We start from the raw sequence: 16,209 nt of genomic DNA on the forward strand, positions 1-16,209 counted from the left end.
GTTTATCTTGTTTGTCCTGTTTATCTTGTTTGTCCTGTTTATCTTGTTTGCCTGGTTTACCTGGTTTACCTGGTTTATCTTGTTTGTCTGGTTTACCTTGTTTGTCCTGCTTGTCTTGTTTGTCCTGTTTGTCTTGTTTGTCCTGCTTGTCTTGTTTATCTTGCTTGTCTTGTTTGTCTTGCTTGTCTTGTTTGTCTTGCTTGTCTTGTTTGTCTTGTTTGTCTTGCTTGTCTTGTTTGTCCTGCTTGTCTTGTTTATCTTGCTTGTCTTGTTTGTCCTGCTTGTCTTGTTTATCTTGCTTGTCTTGTTTATCTTGCTTGTCTTGTTTATCTTGCTTGTCTTGTTTATCTTGCTTGTCTTGTTTGTCTTGTTTATCTTGCTTGTCTTGTTTGTCCTGTTTGTCTTGGTTGTCGTGCGTATCTTCAGTGTCCTGTTTGTCTAGTTTATACGTGTCTGAATTTAATTCAGAACCCTCTTCTTTTTTATACCATTTATTTTGAAACTGTATTCTATAAATCTTCATTCTATTCTTTTTTCTATGCTTTGGCATTGGAATCCCCTTTCAAAATACTTTATTTTATTCTATTTTATGTAATTCAATAGAGTTTGACTGGACAATAGCTAGACGAGTGTCTTGAATAGGTATTTGTTTTTGATTTAATTCGAAATATTATATTTTTCGCTATTATATTTTCACGTTTTAAAAAAATTTAGTGTTTTTTTGTTTTAAACCCAACTAGACAACTAAACACTAATCTATTTTCATACAGTTATGTGTTAAAAGCGTGTTGTTTTATAACACACTGTGTGTTTTTCGGGTGACACACTAATTGAAAGCGGTAACACACAAATAAATTGCTCGAAAAAACGCTGATTTTAGGCGTTTTAAAAAGTTGGCACGGTAATTGCATTAATAAAAGCGTAAAGAAAAATAAAAAAAATAAATTTTTTATACCACACAAGGGGGATTTATAAATGAATATCTTATTATGTTGTTCAGCAGGGATGTCTACAAGTTTACTAGTTACAAAAATGGAAGCGGCCGCAAAAGCTCGCGGTCTAGAAGGAAAGATTTGGGCTGTATCTGGGGATGCAGTAAAAACAAATATCGATCAAGCAGATGTTTTATTACTAGGACCACAAGTTCGTTACATGCTTTCTTCAATGAAAGCGCTTGCTGATGAGAGAAACGTTGGAATCGACGTTATCAATCCAATGCACTACGGCATGATGAATGGAGAAGCAGTTTTAGATCACGCATTAAAACTTAAAAAATAATTAGGGGGGAAGCGAAATGCAAAAGTTTATTGCATTTATGGAGAAGTATATTGTTCCTGTCGCTGGTAAAATTGGATCGCAACGTCACTTAGCTGCGATCCGTGATGGATTTATTGCAGTTATGCCACTTATTTTAGTTGGTGCACTGGCATCACTAATTAATGGTTTTCCATCTGAGGCTTTCCAAGATTTCATGAAAGGTTTGTTTGGTGAAACGTGGAAACAAGTTGGCGGTGGAATGTGGACTGGTTCTTTCGCGATTCTAGCACTAATCATAGCATTTACAACAAGTTATAACTTAGCAAAATCTTACGGCGTTGATGGTTTGTCAGCAGGTATTATTTCATTTGGTGCGTTAATTATTCTTACGCCAACAACACCGAAAGAAGGCGGATTGGATTTAGCTTGGACAGGTGCACAAGGGTTATTCGTAGCAATTATTGTGGCACTCCTTGTTACTGAAGTATTCCGTTTCTTTGTACAAAGAGAAATTACATTTAAAATGCCTGATGGAGTACCACCGGCAGTTTTAAGATCTTTCGCAGCTTTAGTTCCTGCATTTGTTATCTTAACAGCAGTTGCAGGTATTCAATTAGCAGTGAAATTAGCTGGTACAAGTGTTCATGAATTTATCTTTAATACGATTCAATCACCACTGCAAAGTTTAGCAGGGACATTACCAAGTGCAATTGTCATTGTATTCCTTGTTCATCTTCTTTGGTTCTTCGGTTTACATGGTCCAAATATCGTTGGTGGTATTATTGAGCCATTATACTTACCGGCACTAGAGAAAAATATTAATTTATTCAAAGGTGGCACATCTGCATTTGATGTTCCAAACATTGTTACAAAACCATTCTTTGATACTTTCGTATATCTTGGTGGTTCTGGTGCAACATTAGCTTTCTTAGTAGTGGTATTACTTGTAGCAAAAAGTGCACAATTGCGCGGTGTATCTCGCTTATCAATTGGACCAGGTGCATTCAATATTAACGAACCAGTAATATTTGGTACACCAATTATTTTAAATCCAATTTTATTCTTACCGTTTATCATAACACCAATTGTATTAGTAATTACTTCTTATACAGCTATATCTATTGGATGGGTACCAAAAACAGTTGTGATGATTCCATGGGCAACACCACCAATTATTAGTGGTTATCTTGTAACAGGTGGACATATTTCTGGTGCGATTCTACAGTTATTCAACTTTATAATTGCAATGGTAATCTATTATCCATTCGTTGTGTTATGTGACCGTTCAGTTGTTCGTACTGAAAAAGCAGCAGCGCAAGGAAATAACAACTCTGTACCTATGTAACATAGAGATTGTTCTCACAGACAGTATTGTCTGTGAGAACAATTACCTTTATATCATGTTCAGAAAGATGAGACCCATCTACAAGAACACCAAACTATCATTAATAAAATAATAATTTAATAGACATGTTCAAACTGAAGGGGTATTTAAATCAGTTGAACCATAATAGAGAGGGCGGTAATTATGATGACTACAGCAGAACAAATTCCATTCCAATTGATTTTAAATAGTGGTAATGCACGAAGCTTTGCAATGGAGGCACTTCAATTTGCCAAACAGGGGAAAATGGCAGAAGCAGACGAAGCGATGGCAAAGGCGAAAGAAGCGATTAATGAAGCGCATCATTTCCAAACAGAGCTCATACAATCAGAAGCAAGAGGAGAAAAAACAGAGATTAGTGTTCTTTTAATTCATGCACAAGATCATTTAATGAATGCGATTACAGTAAAAGAATTAGCAGCAGAATTTATTGACCTTTATAAAAAGCTAGAAGCGAAAGGGGAATAAAGCATGACTGGAATTAAAATTGCTACAATCGGCGGTGGATCTAGTTATACACCAGAGTTAATTGAAGGATTTATTAAACGTTATGATGAGCTTCCTGTTCGTGAAATTTGGTTAGTAGATATTGAGGCAGGAAAAGAAAAGTTAGAAATCGTTGGTAACTTAGCGAAACGTATGGTGAAAAAATCAGGTTTACCAATTAATATTCATTTAACACTTGATCGTCGTGAGGCATTAAAGGGTGCTGACTTCGTAACAACACAGCTTCGCGTTGGTTTATTAGAGGCACGTGCAAAAGATGAAGCGATCCCGTTAAAATATGATGTAATCGGTCAGGAAACGAATGGTCCTGGTGGTTTATTTAAAGCGCTGAGAACAATTCCTGTTATTTTAGATATTTGTAAGGACATGGAGGAACTTTGTCCAAACGCATGGCTTATTAACTTCGCAAATCCGGCTGGTATGGTAACAGAAGCTGTCCTTCGTTATACAAACATTCAAAGAGTAGTTGGTCTGTGTAACGTTCCAATCGGAATTCGTATGGGTCTTGCGAGATTACTCGAAGTAGATGCAAGCCGGGTACATGTAGATTTCGCAGGTTTAAATCATATGGTATACGGATTAGATGTATACTTAGATGGAGTAAGTGTAATGGATCGTGTGTTAGAGCTTGTAACAGATCCAGAAAAGCAAATCACAATGGAAAATATCGCTGCGCTTAACTGGGAGCCAGACTTTATTCGCGGCCTGCGTGCAATTCCATGTCCATACCATCGTTACTACTATAAAACACGTGAAATGTTAGAAGAAGAGAAAGAAGCTTCAATTGAAAAAGGTACACGTGCAGAAGTAGTAAAACAATTAGAGGATGATTTATTCGAGTTATATAAAGACCCGAATTTAGATATTAAGCCACCACAATTAGAAAAACGTGGCGGAGCTTATTATAGTGACGCAGCATGTAGCTTAATTACGTCTATTTATAATAATAAAGGTGATATCCAGCCTGTTAATACACGAAACAACGGAACAATTGCAAGCTTACCACATGATTCTGCTGTTGAAGTGAACTGCATTATTACGAAAGAAGGTCCAAAACCAATTGCAGTTGGAGATCTTCCAGTACCAGTTCGCGGTTTAGTACAGCAAATTAAATCATTTGAGCGCACAACAATTGAAGCTGCTGTTACAGGAGATTATCATGAGGCGCTGCTTGCTATGACAATTAATCCACTTGTACCATCAGATAAAGTTGCAAAACAAATTTTAGATGAAATGTTGGAAGCACATAAAGAGCATCTTCCACAATTCTTTAAAAAGATAGAGAAATAAAAAGCGGCGCTATTTAGCCCGCTTTTTTTAATTCTAGTAGGGGGTATTACGATGATTAAGCTAATTGTAAATGCAGATGATTTTGGTCTTACAGAAGGTACAAATTACGGAATTATTGATGGACATAAAAATGGGCTTGTAAATTCAACGACGATGATGATGAATATGCCAGGGACAGAACATGCAGTACGCTTAGCGAAAGAGTATAAAACGTTAGGGGTAGGAGTACATCTCGTATTAACGGCAGGGAAACCGCTTCTTGGAGACGTACCATCACTTGTAAGTAACGATGGATCGTTTCATAAACAAAGCGTCGTATGGGAAGGGAAGGTAAGTCCAGAAGAAGTTGAGAGAGAATGGACTGCTCAAATTGAGAAATTCTTATCTTACGGATTAACACCAACTCATTTAGATAGCCATCATCACGTACACGGATTGCCAATCTTGCACGATGTTCTTGAGAGATTAGCGGCTAAATATAATGTTCCAATTCGTCGTTGTGAGGAAGATCGAGCAGTACGCCCATTTTCTGACGTGTTTTACAGTGACTTTTACGCGGATGGTGTGAAGGAAGATTACTTCGTGAAGTTAAAAGAAAGAGTACAAGGTGAGCAAACGGTAGAAATTATGGTGCATCCAGCTTATATTGATCCAGAGCTTGTGAAGCGTTCTTCTTACGTAATGGATCGCGTGAAAGAGTTGCGTATTTTAACAGAGAGCGAGTTACCTAAAGGAATAGAGCTTGTGAAGTTTTAATAGAAAAACGACGGCTACATAATGCCGTCGTTTTTTCTATTTATCCCGCTATTTGCTGGACAGCCCGATTGGTGAGGGCTGATTAAAGTTTCACTTTATAAAATGGATAGAACATATCCGCCAAAGGCTCCAAGTATAACGATAACCCAAGGCGGTGTTTTCCAAAAAGCGAGTAAGCAAAATAGAAGAGAAGCAAAAATGAAATCTACAGAATTCATAATTGTACTCGTCCAAATTGGATCATAAAAAGCTGCTAGTAAAATACCGACAACGGCTGCATTCACTCCAAGTAGTGCGCCTTGTATGTAGGATACTCTCCTTACACTGTCCCAAAATGGTAAGACGCCAATAACGAGCAGGAAGGCAGGAAGAAAGATCGCGATTGTGGCAACAACTGCTCCGGCGGTTCCATTTAGCGCTGCTCCTATATAAGAGGCAAATGTAAAGAGTGGTCCTGGTACTGCTTGTGTTAATCCGTATCCAGCCAGAAATTGTTCTTTTGTCATCATCCCGTTTTGGACAAACTCACTTTCAAGAAGAGGAAGTACGACGTGTCCTCCGCCAAATACAAGTGCACCAGAGTGATAGAAGCTGTCAAATAAAGATATAAAATAAGAGTACGTTCGTAACATTGGTAGCAGTATTAATAGTCCGAAGAATAAGATGAGACAAGAAATTGCTACCATTTTTGAAATAGGGACGTTTATTTTGTGAGCTTGGTTAACTGGTTGGCCGCGATATAAAAACCAACCAATAAAGCCAGATACTATAATGAGAATGACTTGTGTCCAACTACTTGGCCATAGTAAGGCGATTGCAGCAGTTACAATAGCAATCGTCGCACGATTTCGGTCTGGCGTTAATTTTTGCGCCATTCCCCATATTGCATGAGCGACAATAGCGACTGCTACAAGTTTTAGTCCATGAATCCAGCCAGCACTTCCAAGATCGAACTGATTAAGGAATGAGGCGAAGAAAACTAAAACAAGCACAGACGGTAAAGTGAATCCAATCCATGAAATAATAGCTCCTAATAATCCCCCGCGTAATAATCCAATCCCCATACCGACTTGACTGCTGGCTGGTCCAGGAAGGAATTGACATAGTGCTACTAAGTCTCCGTAACTTCGTTCATCCATCCATTTTCTCTTTTGCACGTATTCATGATGGAAATACCCAAGATGAGCGACAGGGCCTCCAAACGAAGTGAGTCCTAATTTAAATGAGACGAGAAAAATCTCCATTAATAATCGAAAAGAGTAGTTGTTATTTTTCAAAATGACCTCCAAGAATGTTTTTCTAAGTGCATTATACAAGAGGCAATAAAGTGAATGAAATGATTTCTATGTAAAGATTTTGTGAATCTTTTAGTTGTAATTAAAAATTGAAAAAGTCATAAATGATTATGTCTAAACCATAAAGTAGTAGAAGTAGTGCTGGGAAATTTATATGAGGAGAATGCCAGTATGACAACACATTTCTTTGCTAGGTTAACAGGGAAGAGGGAAATCCCTCCTGTAAATACAGAAGCTTATGGTGTAACAGAGTTTATTTTTAGTGAGGATTTAAAGAAGTTGCAATATCGAGTCATATTGAAAAATGTTGAAAAAGTTACATCATGTCAAATTCATTTAGGGAAAGCAGATCAAATTGGTCCAGTTGTTTTAAGTTTGTTTGGTCCGCTAAAGCAAGGTATTAGTGTAAATGAAGGAGTCGTTACTGGTGTAGCTAATGTGGAGGATTTTGAAGGGCCCTTACAGGGGAGAGCTTTTGACAGCTTACTTCAAGAAATTATTCAGGCGAATGTATATGTAAATGTTTATACGAAGTCCAATAAGAAGGGAGAAATAAGGGGGAGAATCAGGAAAGTAAAGAAGTAGAAAAAAGGCTGTCCCAAAAAATTGGAACAGCCTTTTTTAATTATACTGGTTGCCGTTTTTATGAAGTATTGTCGGTAAGTCGATATATTTAAAATATCGCCTAGATCAATTTTCTACAGGTTGATTTTTGATGAAGAAGTCCATTACATAAAATACTTCGTCATCTGGTATTTGTATTTCAAATGTATTTTCAATAGGTTGCAATGCTTTTTTTACTTTCATATACATCCAGTACTCATCTTGTCTTCGTTTCTCTTTATCAGGATGAGGGAGGAGACTTTCCCCTTTTTGAAGACGGTCAACCATGCAGCTCATATGCAAAATCACACCCATTAAACTGTCAGGAGTTAGCTGTAAAGAAATTAATTCTTGAATTGTATTTAATGCATAACGAATTGTTTTAATGAGTAATGCGCCATCGTTACGCTGCATTTGTTGTTCAAGAATATCAGCCATTTTCGCATATGTTTCTTCATACGTAATTAATTCTTGAATTGGCTGAATCGCTGTGTAGTTCACAATGTCTTGGAAGTGGTATGTTAAGCATGGTACTTGCACATCGAAATTCGTGACGATACAAATGATATTACGCTCTTTTTTTATGTTCTCGATCATTTTTGTTAAATCTTTTTCGTGAACGATGCTAATCGGAATAATTTCAATTAAGTCTTTATCAAAGCGTAAATAGTTCTCTAACATTTTTTGAATTGCTAAAGCACTTCCTTCACCAGTTAAACAAGCTGTTAAAATAACAGATTTCATTGGTGACAGCGGCTTTTTCTTTTCCTCTTGTACATTTAAATAGAACGGTGTTAAGTTCTTCACTGTTTCATATAGTGCATCTAATGAGTAGCCAAGCTGAGCTTTTCGAGCTGCTTCTAGTGCATGCGGTGTGCTCGTCATGGAAAGAACACGTACAGGAATTTTGAACTCAGTTTCTAATATATCACCAATATAAGCGAGAGATCCCATATCAACAAGTAAGAGAAGCCCGTTTACATTTTGAAGTGTTTTCATATATACCTTAACACGCTCTAAGAAATCTTTCGGTGATTCATGCAAGGGCATATCAATACCAGTTACTTCATCAATACCGAGAAGTTCGTTTGCGACGTTTGCCATTTCTGTTGCGATGGCATTACCATGCGCTAATATTAATACTTTTACTTCTGTTTGTGAGGCAGGAATTGGGTCAACAACGAAGAACATTGTTAAGAAGCCTGCTTCATCAATAGGCATTGTTATTTGTAATTCTTCTTCTAACAGTTGAATACATTGCATCGCTACGGAAAAAGCTTCTTTATATTTCGTACGAATTTGATTTAATTGTGGGTGGTGAATTTGTTTCCCGCCCTGTAATCGTTGTAGAGTTGTCTGTACATGTAAACTTAAAGCAAGAAACACTTTTTCATCAAAAGTCTTAGATAAATGTTTTTCAGCTAGTTCTGCAATTTTTTCACATACGGAAACGATATTACGATCCACAATTTTAAAAACATTTTCATGACCTGTTTTTTTAGACATTTGGTTAAAATATTGAACGAAAAAGCTTTGGATATCATTTTCTATTAGTAATTCTAATTCGTCCTCTTCAATGCCGCGTGCTTGAAGTTCTTCATATTTATAATCAATATAATCGTAAATAGAAGAACGTTTTTCATCTTCTGTTTTATGCTTGCTCCAGCCTTCATCACCTGTAAATACAAATGTTTCATTTGGTATTTGGTATAGGTGACGGCTCTTTCTTTCGATAAACAGTCCTTCTTTCATATACCAAGGTAAATCTGTACTTGAAACACCGACAGAATCACGTTTTTTTGTTACGAAATCAGAATAAGCTTTCGCACAGGCAATTTGTACATCCGTTTTCAATTGGCCGATGTTATTTGGACAATTGTAAAAGACGAAAGCCCGCATTGCATTTGGACTAACATGAATCTCTTTCCTTAGACGAATTGCTTCATTTGTGAAGAATAGTTGCAATAAAGCAAAGCGTTCTTTATGCGTTCGCTCACGAAGTGGTGGAAGCGTAACGGTCATTGGAATACGTCTTGTAAATGTTTTTAATAAAAATGAGTTTGGTTCTTCTGTTGTTGCAGTAATAATTAATACTTGTGCCTTACGTTCATTTTCTGTTTCTCCAAGGCGGCGATATACTCCGCGATCAATAAATGTGAAGAGCATTTCTTGTCCTTCTGGAGGGAGACGATGTACTTCATCTAAGAAAAGGATTCCTTCATGGGCTTTTTCAATTAAACCTTTTTGATCACTGGCACCTGTGTAAGCTCCTTTTTTTATCCCAAATAACTGTCCAAGTAGTAGTTGTGGATTGTTTGCATAATCAGCACAGTTAAAGACGATAAAAGGCGCATCTTTTGGAAGTTGTTCCACTTCAATTGCATACTCGTGCATTAAAGAAGCGAACATCGATTTTCCGACCCCTGTTTCTCCAAGTAGTAAAGTATGCATACCGTTTGGAGGGTAGAGAATAGAAGCTTTTGCTTTTTCAATTGCAATTTTTAGGCTTGTATTTTCAATTGCAAATGTATCTAATGAAGTACCCTTTGTTGAATGCGTTTCCAATGAAGTATTCGTTTCTATATAAAAACGGACAGGACGTGTACTCGTTTTTAATAAACGATCATCTTTCACGAGCTTGTTTAAGTCGCTACTAACATTTGCACGGTCTAACTGTAGAAGTGTAGCGAGTTCTGATGCTGTTACACCTTCTGTATAATTCCCTTTTTGTATTGCGTTAAAAATGAGATCTATTCGTTTCATTTCTATTCACCTCGAAACTTCATCACTATTTAAAATTTTACACAAAAATGGGAAGTGTGGGAAGAGGAAAATAAAACAGCTTTAGTATATAAGCACTAAAGCTGTTACAATCTTGTGTCTTTCCAAAAATTCACTTCGAGATGGGAAGATGGATTGTAGGGAAGTAGTTTATATCCTTGTGATTGCAAATAATCAATTACTTTTGGAAGTATTTGCACTGTGACACTAGAATCATGCATTAAAATAACCTCTATTTGTTCATCGCTTTGATTTTGCACTCTTTCTAGTATTGCGGAAGGATTATCATAGCTTTTCCAGTCATATGTATCAATTGTCCAATCCCACATTTTATACTGGGAAGATACGAGTGCGTCGCGGTAATTCTTTTTTAAGTAAGGCATGCTACCGTATGGGACACGAACGAGATGTGTATTTAGATGTGTAATTTGCCGGACAATATTTTGGGTTTGCTCCATTTCTTCAATTAAAATTGATGGATCGCCAGTATAAAGACGTTTTACATCATGTGACATACTATGGAGACCAATATAATGTCCATCTTTAATCAATCGCTCCATCGTTTTTTTATAATGTGGCACTTTTCCGCCAATAACGAAGAAAGTTGCTTTTCCGTTCTTCTCTTTTAAAATATTTAAAATTTGTGGTGTGTATTTATTCGGTCCGTCATCAAATGTTAAGTACGCAATTTTTTTTGTAGGAGAGGTAGTTTGAGTGCTTTGTGGATCTTCTGCTTGAATGTCTGTAGTTGCTTCTGTATTAGATGATGCGTACATAGTAATAGTTAAAAATAAAATTATACATTGAAGTAATCGCTTGATCATAACATTCACCCTCAGTTTGACAATCAAGATGTAAAAATGAAAATTTGATACTTTTTTCGTTATACGTATATCTTTCTCCAATAGAGGCACTCTCAAACAATCTATATTTTGGAAATGGGGAATAAGGATTAAAAAATAAAAATAGCATCCTCTTATGAAAAAGAGGATGCTATTTGAATATTTCATAAAAGTAAAGGCTATACTACAATTAGTCTTCGCGTTTTTTCACTTTTTTATAGAAGGAAATAATTGGTTTGTAACGTTCGTGTACAAGACCGATTACTTCAGCAATAATTTCTGTAAAGAAGATTAAAACGAAAAGAAGAATAATGGATAACCATAGTGTCGCACTACTGAAAATGATTGCATTTACGCTAAAGAAAATACCAAGTGCGTAAATAATTAGTACCGTTTTACGATGAGAGAATCCCATTGCAAGCAAACGGTGATGTAAATGCGACTTATCTGGTGCTGAAATAGGCTTTTTATTTACGATACGGCGGATAATTGCAAACGTCGTATCAAATATAGGTACACCTAAAATAATAATTGGAACGATAAAGCTGAATAACGTTACGCTTTTGTATAATCCAAGTAACGATATAACAGAAATACAGTATCCTAAAAATAGTGCTCCTGTATCTCCCATGAAGATTTTTGCAGGATGGAAGTTGTAGAATAAAAATCCAATTGTACTTGCTAATGTGATTAGTGCTAGAGGTAATATAATAGCTGCTCCAGTACCCCATGGGCTAGTGAAGGCCATATATGCTAGCGTTGCAAGTACGATAGATGAAATCCCTGCGGATAATCCATCTAATCCATCAATTAAGTTGATGGCATTTGTAATACCGACAATCCAAAATACTGTAATTGGATAAGCAAGCCATCCGAGTTCAGTATCTCCAAGAATTGGAATATATAATACTTGCACTAATAATCCACTTTTTACAATCATGATGGCAACTAATAGTTGTCCACCGAATTTTACCTTCGCAGATAGTTCGTACATATCATCTAAAATCCCGATGATAACAATAATGATAGCACCTAAAGTTATCGATAGCATTCTTTGTTCGTACAATCCACCGACAACAAATCCTACAGCTACACCGATGAAAATTGCTAACCCGCCAAGACGAGGCATAATTTTTTGGTGTACTTTACGTGCGTTTGGTTTATCTGTTGCTCCTATTTTGAAAGCTAATTTAATAACTAAAGGAGTAACGACGAGTACAGTGATGAAAGATGCCAAAATGGCATAAATCACTTGTGAGTCCATTAATACCCCACCTTTTATAGTTTAACGTAATTTTTCTAATTGTATTTATCTGAAAATTATGATGTTTATTTACAGGCTCATAACATATGGTATCACAAAAAGATTAGAATTCAATCTTTTTTTCTTTTAGCTGTAAATGGAAGTGCATAGAATATATGACAATTGTAAATAGAATGTTGGATCGTCTGAGAAGGTTGTTCATATTGCGACTTGAAATATGACAGTGTATTTGCCTCTTCTATAACAAGTATTTTATTATAAGTGTTGCACGTAAAAATGAGTAAGTTCCGTGTTAAAATGTGGGAATTTACATTTTATATATATTGCATCATTTAACTTTACAAAATCTTAAAAATGAATAAAAAGACAATTCATATAACAAATAAGAAAAAAGTTTTCTTATTTTTAATGCGAGAGGGAGAAGCACAGGGGGTATTCTATGTATTCGTATATTTTCTTATGTATATTCCTGTGCGAAATGAAAATGAAAATTACGATAATAGGTACCGGATATGTTGGATTGATTACTGGAGTAGGATTGGCGAAATTGGGGCATTCAGTCACATGTTTTGATATAAATAGTGAAAAAATTGAACGGATCAAACAAGGCGAGTTACCTATTTATGAATGTGGATTAAATGAATTAATAAATGAAGAGTATGAGAACGGTCATTTAACTTTTACAGCAAGCAGACTAACGGCATTTAATGATGTAGAGTTTATATTTATTGCAGTTGGAACACCATCTTTATTAGATGGAACAGCAGATTTAACGTATATTCGTAGTGCTTGTGATGATATTGGAACATATGTGAATAACGATATTATTGTTGTTACGAAAAGTACGGTTCCAGTAGGTACAAATGATGCGATGAGGGAATGGATTGAGGAGAAACTACAAGGTAGACACGAATTACATATCGTATCGAATCCAGAATTTTTCAGGGAAGGTTCTGGTATTTATGATTTGTTTCATGGTGATCGCATTGTAATTGGAGCATGTAGTGAGGAAGCAGCAAGGAAAGTAGAGAATTTGTACAGCAAATTAAGCTTACAAACGTATATTACGGATATTCGAAGTGCTGAGATGATTAAATATGCATCTAATGCTTTTTTGGCTACGAAGATTAGTTTTATTAATGAGATTTCCAATATATGTGAGCAGGTGGGTGCAGATATATTAGATGTATCTACAGGGATGGGGATGGATAAGAGAATTGGTGCATCTTTTTTAAATGCAGGCATCGGATATGGAGGGTCTTGTTTTCCGAAAGATACGAAAGCACTTGTGCAAATTGCAGGGAATGTTTCTCATGATTTTCGCTTGTTGAAAGCAGTCATTGAAGTGAATAATAAACAACAGTTGTTGTTAATAGAAAAAGCGAAGAAAATGATAAATATGAAGAAGAAGCGGATTGCGGTTCTTGGTGCAGCATTCAAACCGAATACTGACGATATTAGAGAAGCACCCTCTCTTATTATAATACAAGAATTAATTAATATAGGTGCAGATGTGGTTGTATATGACCCGCAGGCTATTCAAAATGTAAAAGGTATATTTGGAAATGCTATACGATACGCTGAGTGTATAGACGAATCGATTAGAGCGGCAAATGCAGTTTTTATCGTAACAGAATGGGAATCAATTCGAAATTATCCGCTAGAGAAGTATGTACAGCTTATGAGGGAACCTATTCTATTTGATGGGAGAAATTGTTATACTAATGAGGATGCCGAGAAGCAGGGGTTAGATTATTACTCAGTTGGGCGAAAAGGCGTCTGTCATAGTAATGTTTCTCAGGTACGTTAAAAAGTGTATTTTCACATGCATATTTTTATATGCGATAATAGAAGTTGTAACTAGTGAAAGAAAAGAGGTAATGAAATGACTGAACGTTTAAAAGTAATGACAATTTTCGGGACACGACCAGAAGCAATTAAAATGGCACCTCTTGTATTAGAATTGCAAAAGCACCCAGAAAAAATTGAATCGATTGTGACTGTAACAGCACAACACCGTCAAATGTTAGATCAAGTATTAAATATTTTTGGAATTACGCCAGATTTCGATTTGAATATCATGAAAGATCGTCAAACGTTAATTGATATTACAACACGTGGTTTAGAAGGTTTAGATAAAGTAATGAAAGAAGCGAAGCCTGATATCGTACTTGTGCATGGTGATACAACGACGACATTTATTGCAAGCTTAGCTGCTTTCTATAATCAAATTCCAGTAGGACATGTTGAAGCAGGACTTCGTACATGGGATAAGTATTCTCCATATCCAGAAGAGATGAATCGCCAACTAACAGGTGTAATGGCGGATCTTCATTTCTCACCTACAACAAAATCAGCAACGAACTTACAAAAAGAAAATAAAGATGAGTCACGCATTTTCGTAACAGGAAATACAGCGATCGATGCACTGAAGACGACTGTAAAAGAAACTTATAGCCATCCGGTATTAGAAAAACTTGGAAATGATCGTCTTGTACTTATGACAGCACATCGTCGTGAAAACTTAGGGGAACCAATGCGCAATATGTTCCGTGCAATTAAGCGTCTTGTTGATAAACACGAAGATGTACAAGTTGTATACCCTGTTCATATGAATCCTGTTGTTCGTGAAATAGCGAATGATATTTTAGGCGAGCATAGCCGCATTCATTTAATTGAGCCGCTAGATGTAATCGATTTTCATAACGTTGCAGCTCGTTCATACTTAATGTTAACTGATTCTGGTGGTGTACAAGAAGAAGCACCGTCACTAGGTGTGCCAGTTCTTGTCCTTCGTGACACGACGGAACGCCCAGAAGGTATCGAAGCAGGTACGCTGAAATTAGCAGGAACAGATGAAGAAACAATCTTTGGTCTTGCTGATGAGTTGTTATCAGATAAAGAAGCTCATGATAAGATGACGAAAGCATCTAATCCTTACGGCGACGGTCGTGCATCAGAGCGTATTGTAGAAGCGATTTTACAACACTTCAACAAATAAAGTGAAACTTTACTAAATGGAAGGTTGCATCCTTCATTTAGTATTAGCCCACAACAATCGCGGGAAATAAAAAGAGCCAAATCGTATACGATTTGGCTTTTTTTATTCATGATTCCTCATAATCCACTCTGCATGAGCATTTGTAGAAGGAGGAGGTGGTGGTGTTTTGTTCTCACTCGGTTCCTTCTTTTGTTTTGCGATGGAGTTAGAATCAGAATTTGTACTCTCATTTTTTGTAGTTTCTGTTGGGGCTTGTTCTTTTTCCCCTATTTCTTTTAATATCTCGTTACGAGTTGTCTCTACACTGATTGGGTCTGGAAGGAAATAATAAATACCACCAATTTTTTTATCTTCTCCTTCAAGCTTTAATGTTTGGATCGTTTGTGGGTCGAATCCAGAGATTTTATTGTAAAGAGCAAGTCCGTCAGAAATAGGAATATCGGTTTTTATATATTTCCCAACTACCGCGGTTAAATCTTTAATTTTAAATACGGTTGAAGCAGAATTTAGCTGTTGGGCAACAGCCGCCAGTACTTGCCTTTGTCTCGCTGCTCGGCCATAGTCACCGTTAGGATCTTGCTTTCGCATGCGGACGTAAGCGAGTGCCTCTTCACCGTTTAAGTCTTGTTTACCTTGTTTAAAGTGAATTAATTTGTAATAATCTATATCGGAGCGCTCCTCGAAATCAAAAGGAACATCAACTGTAATACCTCCAACAGCATCAACGATACCTTTAAAGCCTTGGAAATCAATTTTAATATAATGATCAACAGGGACTTTTAAAAATCCTTCGACGGTGTCAATTGCCATTTTTTCTCCACCATAAGCATGGGCAGCGTTAATTTTGTCTTCTTTATTTTTACCAACAATCTTAACACGAGAATCGCGAGGGATACTCATAAGTGAAACCTTTTTTGAGTTTGGATTAACTGTCGCGAACATAAGTGAATCTGTTCGGCCGTTTTGACCATCTGTTGCGTAATCCTCAATACCCATAATTAGTATTGTGAAAGGTTTTTTTGTGATTTCCACATCTTCTGCTCGTAATTTAGATTTTTCACGGTTAAATCCACTGTACATCCCCATGAGAGAAGTGTAGGAATTTAATACATAAAGTCCTACGCTACCAAATAAAAATGCGAAAATAAGAAAGAAGAAAAGTTTTCTTCTACGTTTCTTTTTTATTCTGCTATTTTGGAGATGATAATAACGTTCTTCCATATATAATC

At 36.3% G+C, this 16,209-nt stretch carries 13 protein-coding genes and 1 pseudogene; 8 read left to right on the top strand and 6 right to left on the bottom strand.

The annotated features are described in order from the left end of the window. Positions 1–550 (bottom strand): annotated as a pseudogene (locus JDS80_RS16865) (polyamine aminopropyltransferase); the annotation flags it as partial. Positions 551–975: 425 nt separating this feature from the next. On the opposite strand from JDS80_RS16865, the gene JDS80_RS16870 reads away from it, so the two are divergent. The 5 genes from JDS80_RS16870 (at position 976) to chbG (ending at position 5,194) form a co-directional block, all read left to right on the top strand. Then, on the top strand, positions 976–1,278 hold the full coding sequence (locus JDS80_RS16870) for a PTS sugar transporter subunit IIB (RefSeq protein ID WP_071747989.1): 303 nt from the start codon (positions 976–978) through the stop codon (positions 1,276–1,278). Positions 1,279–1,294: 16 nt separating this feature from the next. Then, entirely contained in the window at positions 1,295–2,602 is a 1,308-nt protein-coding gene (gene celB / locus JDS80_RS16875; protein ID WP_071747990.1) for a PTS cellobiose transporter subunit IIC, read from the top strand. 183 nt (positions 2,603–2,785) lie between these two features. After that, positions 2,786–3,109, top strand: a complete 324-nt coding sequence (locus JDS80_RS16880; RefSeq protein WP_000989047.1) for a PTS lactose/cellobiose transporter subunit IIA — start codon at positions 2,786–2,788, stop codon at positions 3,107–3,109. Between the two features lie 3 nt (positions 3,110–3,112). Next, positions 3,113–4,438, top strand: a complete 1,326-nt coding sequence (gene celF / locus JDS80_RS16885) for a 6-phospho-beta-glucosidase (protein ID WP_199639341.1) — start codon at positions 3,113–3,115, stop codon at positions 4,436–4,438. 51 nt (positions 4,439–4,489) lie between these two features. Continuing rightward, a complete protein-coding gene (gene chbG / locus JDS80_RS16890) occupies positions 4,490–5,194 on the top strand; it encodes a chitin disaccharide deacetylase (protein WP_071747992.1) in 705 nt (234 codons plus the stop codon). A 95-nt stretch (positions 5,195–5,289) separates the two neighbouring features. On the opposite strand, the gene JDS80_RS16895 is transcribed toward chbG, so the two are convergent. Next, positions 5,290–6,471, bottom strand: a complete 1,182-nt coding sequence (locus JDS80_RS16895; protein ID WP_199639343.1) for a chromate transporter — start codon at positions 6,469–6,471, stop codon at positions 5,290–5,292. A gap of 189 nt (positions 6,472–6,660) precedes the next feature. Between JDS80_RS16895 and exsM the strand changes: the two genes are divergently transcribed. Beyond that, the gene (gene exsM, locus JDS80_RS16900; RefSeq protein WP_098319242.1) at positions 6,661–7,074 is read left to right on the top strand and encodes an exosporium regulatory protein ExsM; all 414 of its coding nucleotides are present in this window, start codon (positions 6,661–6,663) and stop codon (positions 7,072–7,074) included. Positions 7,075–7,179: 105 nt separating this feature from the next. Here exsM and JDS80_RS16905 read toward each other — a convergent pair whose 3' ends face one another. From JDS80_RS16905 to JDS80_RS16915, 3 genes are all read right to left on the bottom strand, one after another. Further along, complete coding sequence (locus JDS80_RS16905) at positions 7,180–9,855, bottom strand: sigma-54-dependent transcriptional regulator (protein WP_199639345.1); 2,676 nt, start codon at positions 9,853–9,855, stop codon at positions 7,180–7,182. A 104-nt stretch (positions 9,856–9,959) separates the two neighbouring features. Continuing rightward, a complete protein-coding gene (locus JDS80_RS16910; protein WP_199639347.1) occupies positions 9,960–10,697 on the bottom strand; it encodes a polysaccharide deacetylase family protein in 738 nt (245 codons plus the stop codon). 208 nt (positions 10,698–10,905) lie between these two features. Next, entirely contained in the window at positions 10,906–11,979 is a 1,074-nt protein-coding gene (locus JDS80_RS16915; RefSeq protein WP_000378308.1) for a glycosyltransferase family 4 protein, read from the bottom strand. A gap of 439 nt (positions 11,980–12,418) precedes the next feature. On the opposite strand from JDS80_RS16915, the gene JDS80_RS16920 reads away from it, so the two are divergent. Then, entirely contained in the window at positions 12,419–13,789 is a 1,371-nt protein-coding gene (locus JDS80_RS16920; protein WP_199639349.1) for a UDP-glucose dehydrogenase family protein, read from the top strand. A 75-nt stretch (positions 13,790–13,864) separates the two neighbouring features. Next, positions 13,865–14,980, top strand: a complete 1,116-nt coding sequence (wecB, locus tag JDS80_RS16925; RefSeq protein ID WP_000140120.1) for a non-hydrolyzing UDP-N-acetylglucosamine 2-epimerase — start codon at positions 13,865–13,867, stop codon at positions 14,978–14,980. A 102-nt stretch (positions 14,981–15,082) separates the two neighbouring features. Here the strand turns inward: wecB and JDS80_RS16930 are convergent, their stop codons facing one another. Then, positions 15,083–16,201 carry an LCP family protein gene (locus tag JDS80_RS16930; RefSeq protein ID WP_000392810.1) on the bottom strand — a complete coding sequence of 373 codons (1,119 nt, stop codon included), beginning with the start codon at positions 16,199–16,201 and terminating at the stop codon, positions 15,083–15,085. Between the last annotated feature and the right edge of the window lie 8 nt (positions 16,202–16,209).

Origin of the sequence: Bacillus cereus group sp. N8 (assembly GCF_016483685.1) — a bacterium.
Lineage (GTDB): Bacteria > Bacillota > Bacilli > Bacillales > Bacillaceae_G > Bacillus_A > Bacillus_A proteolyticus.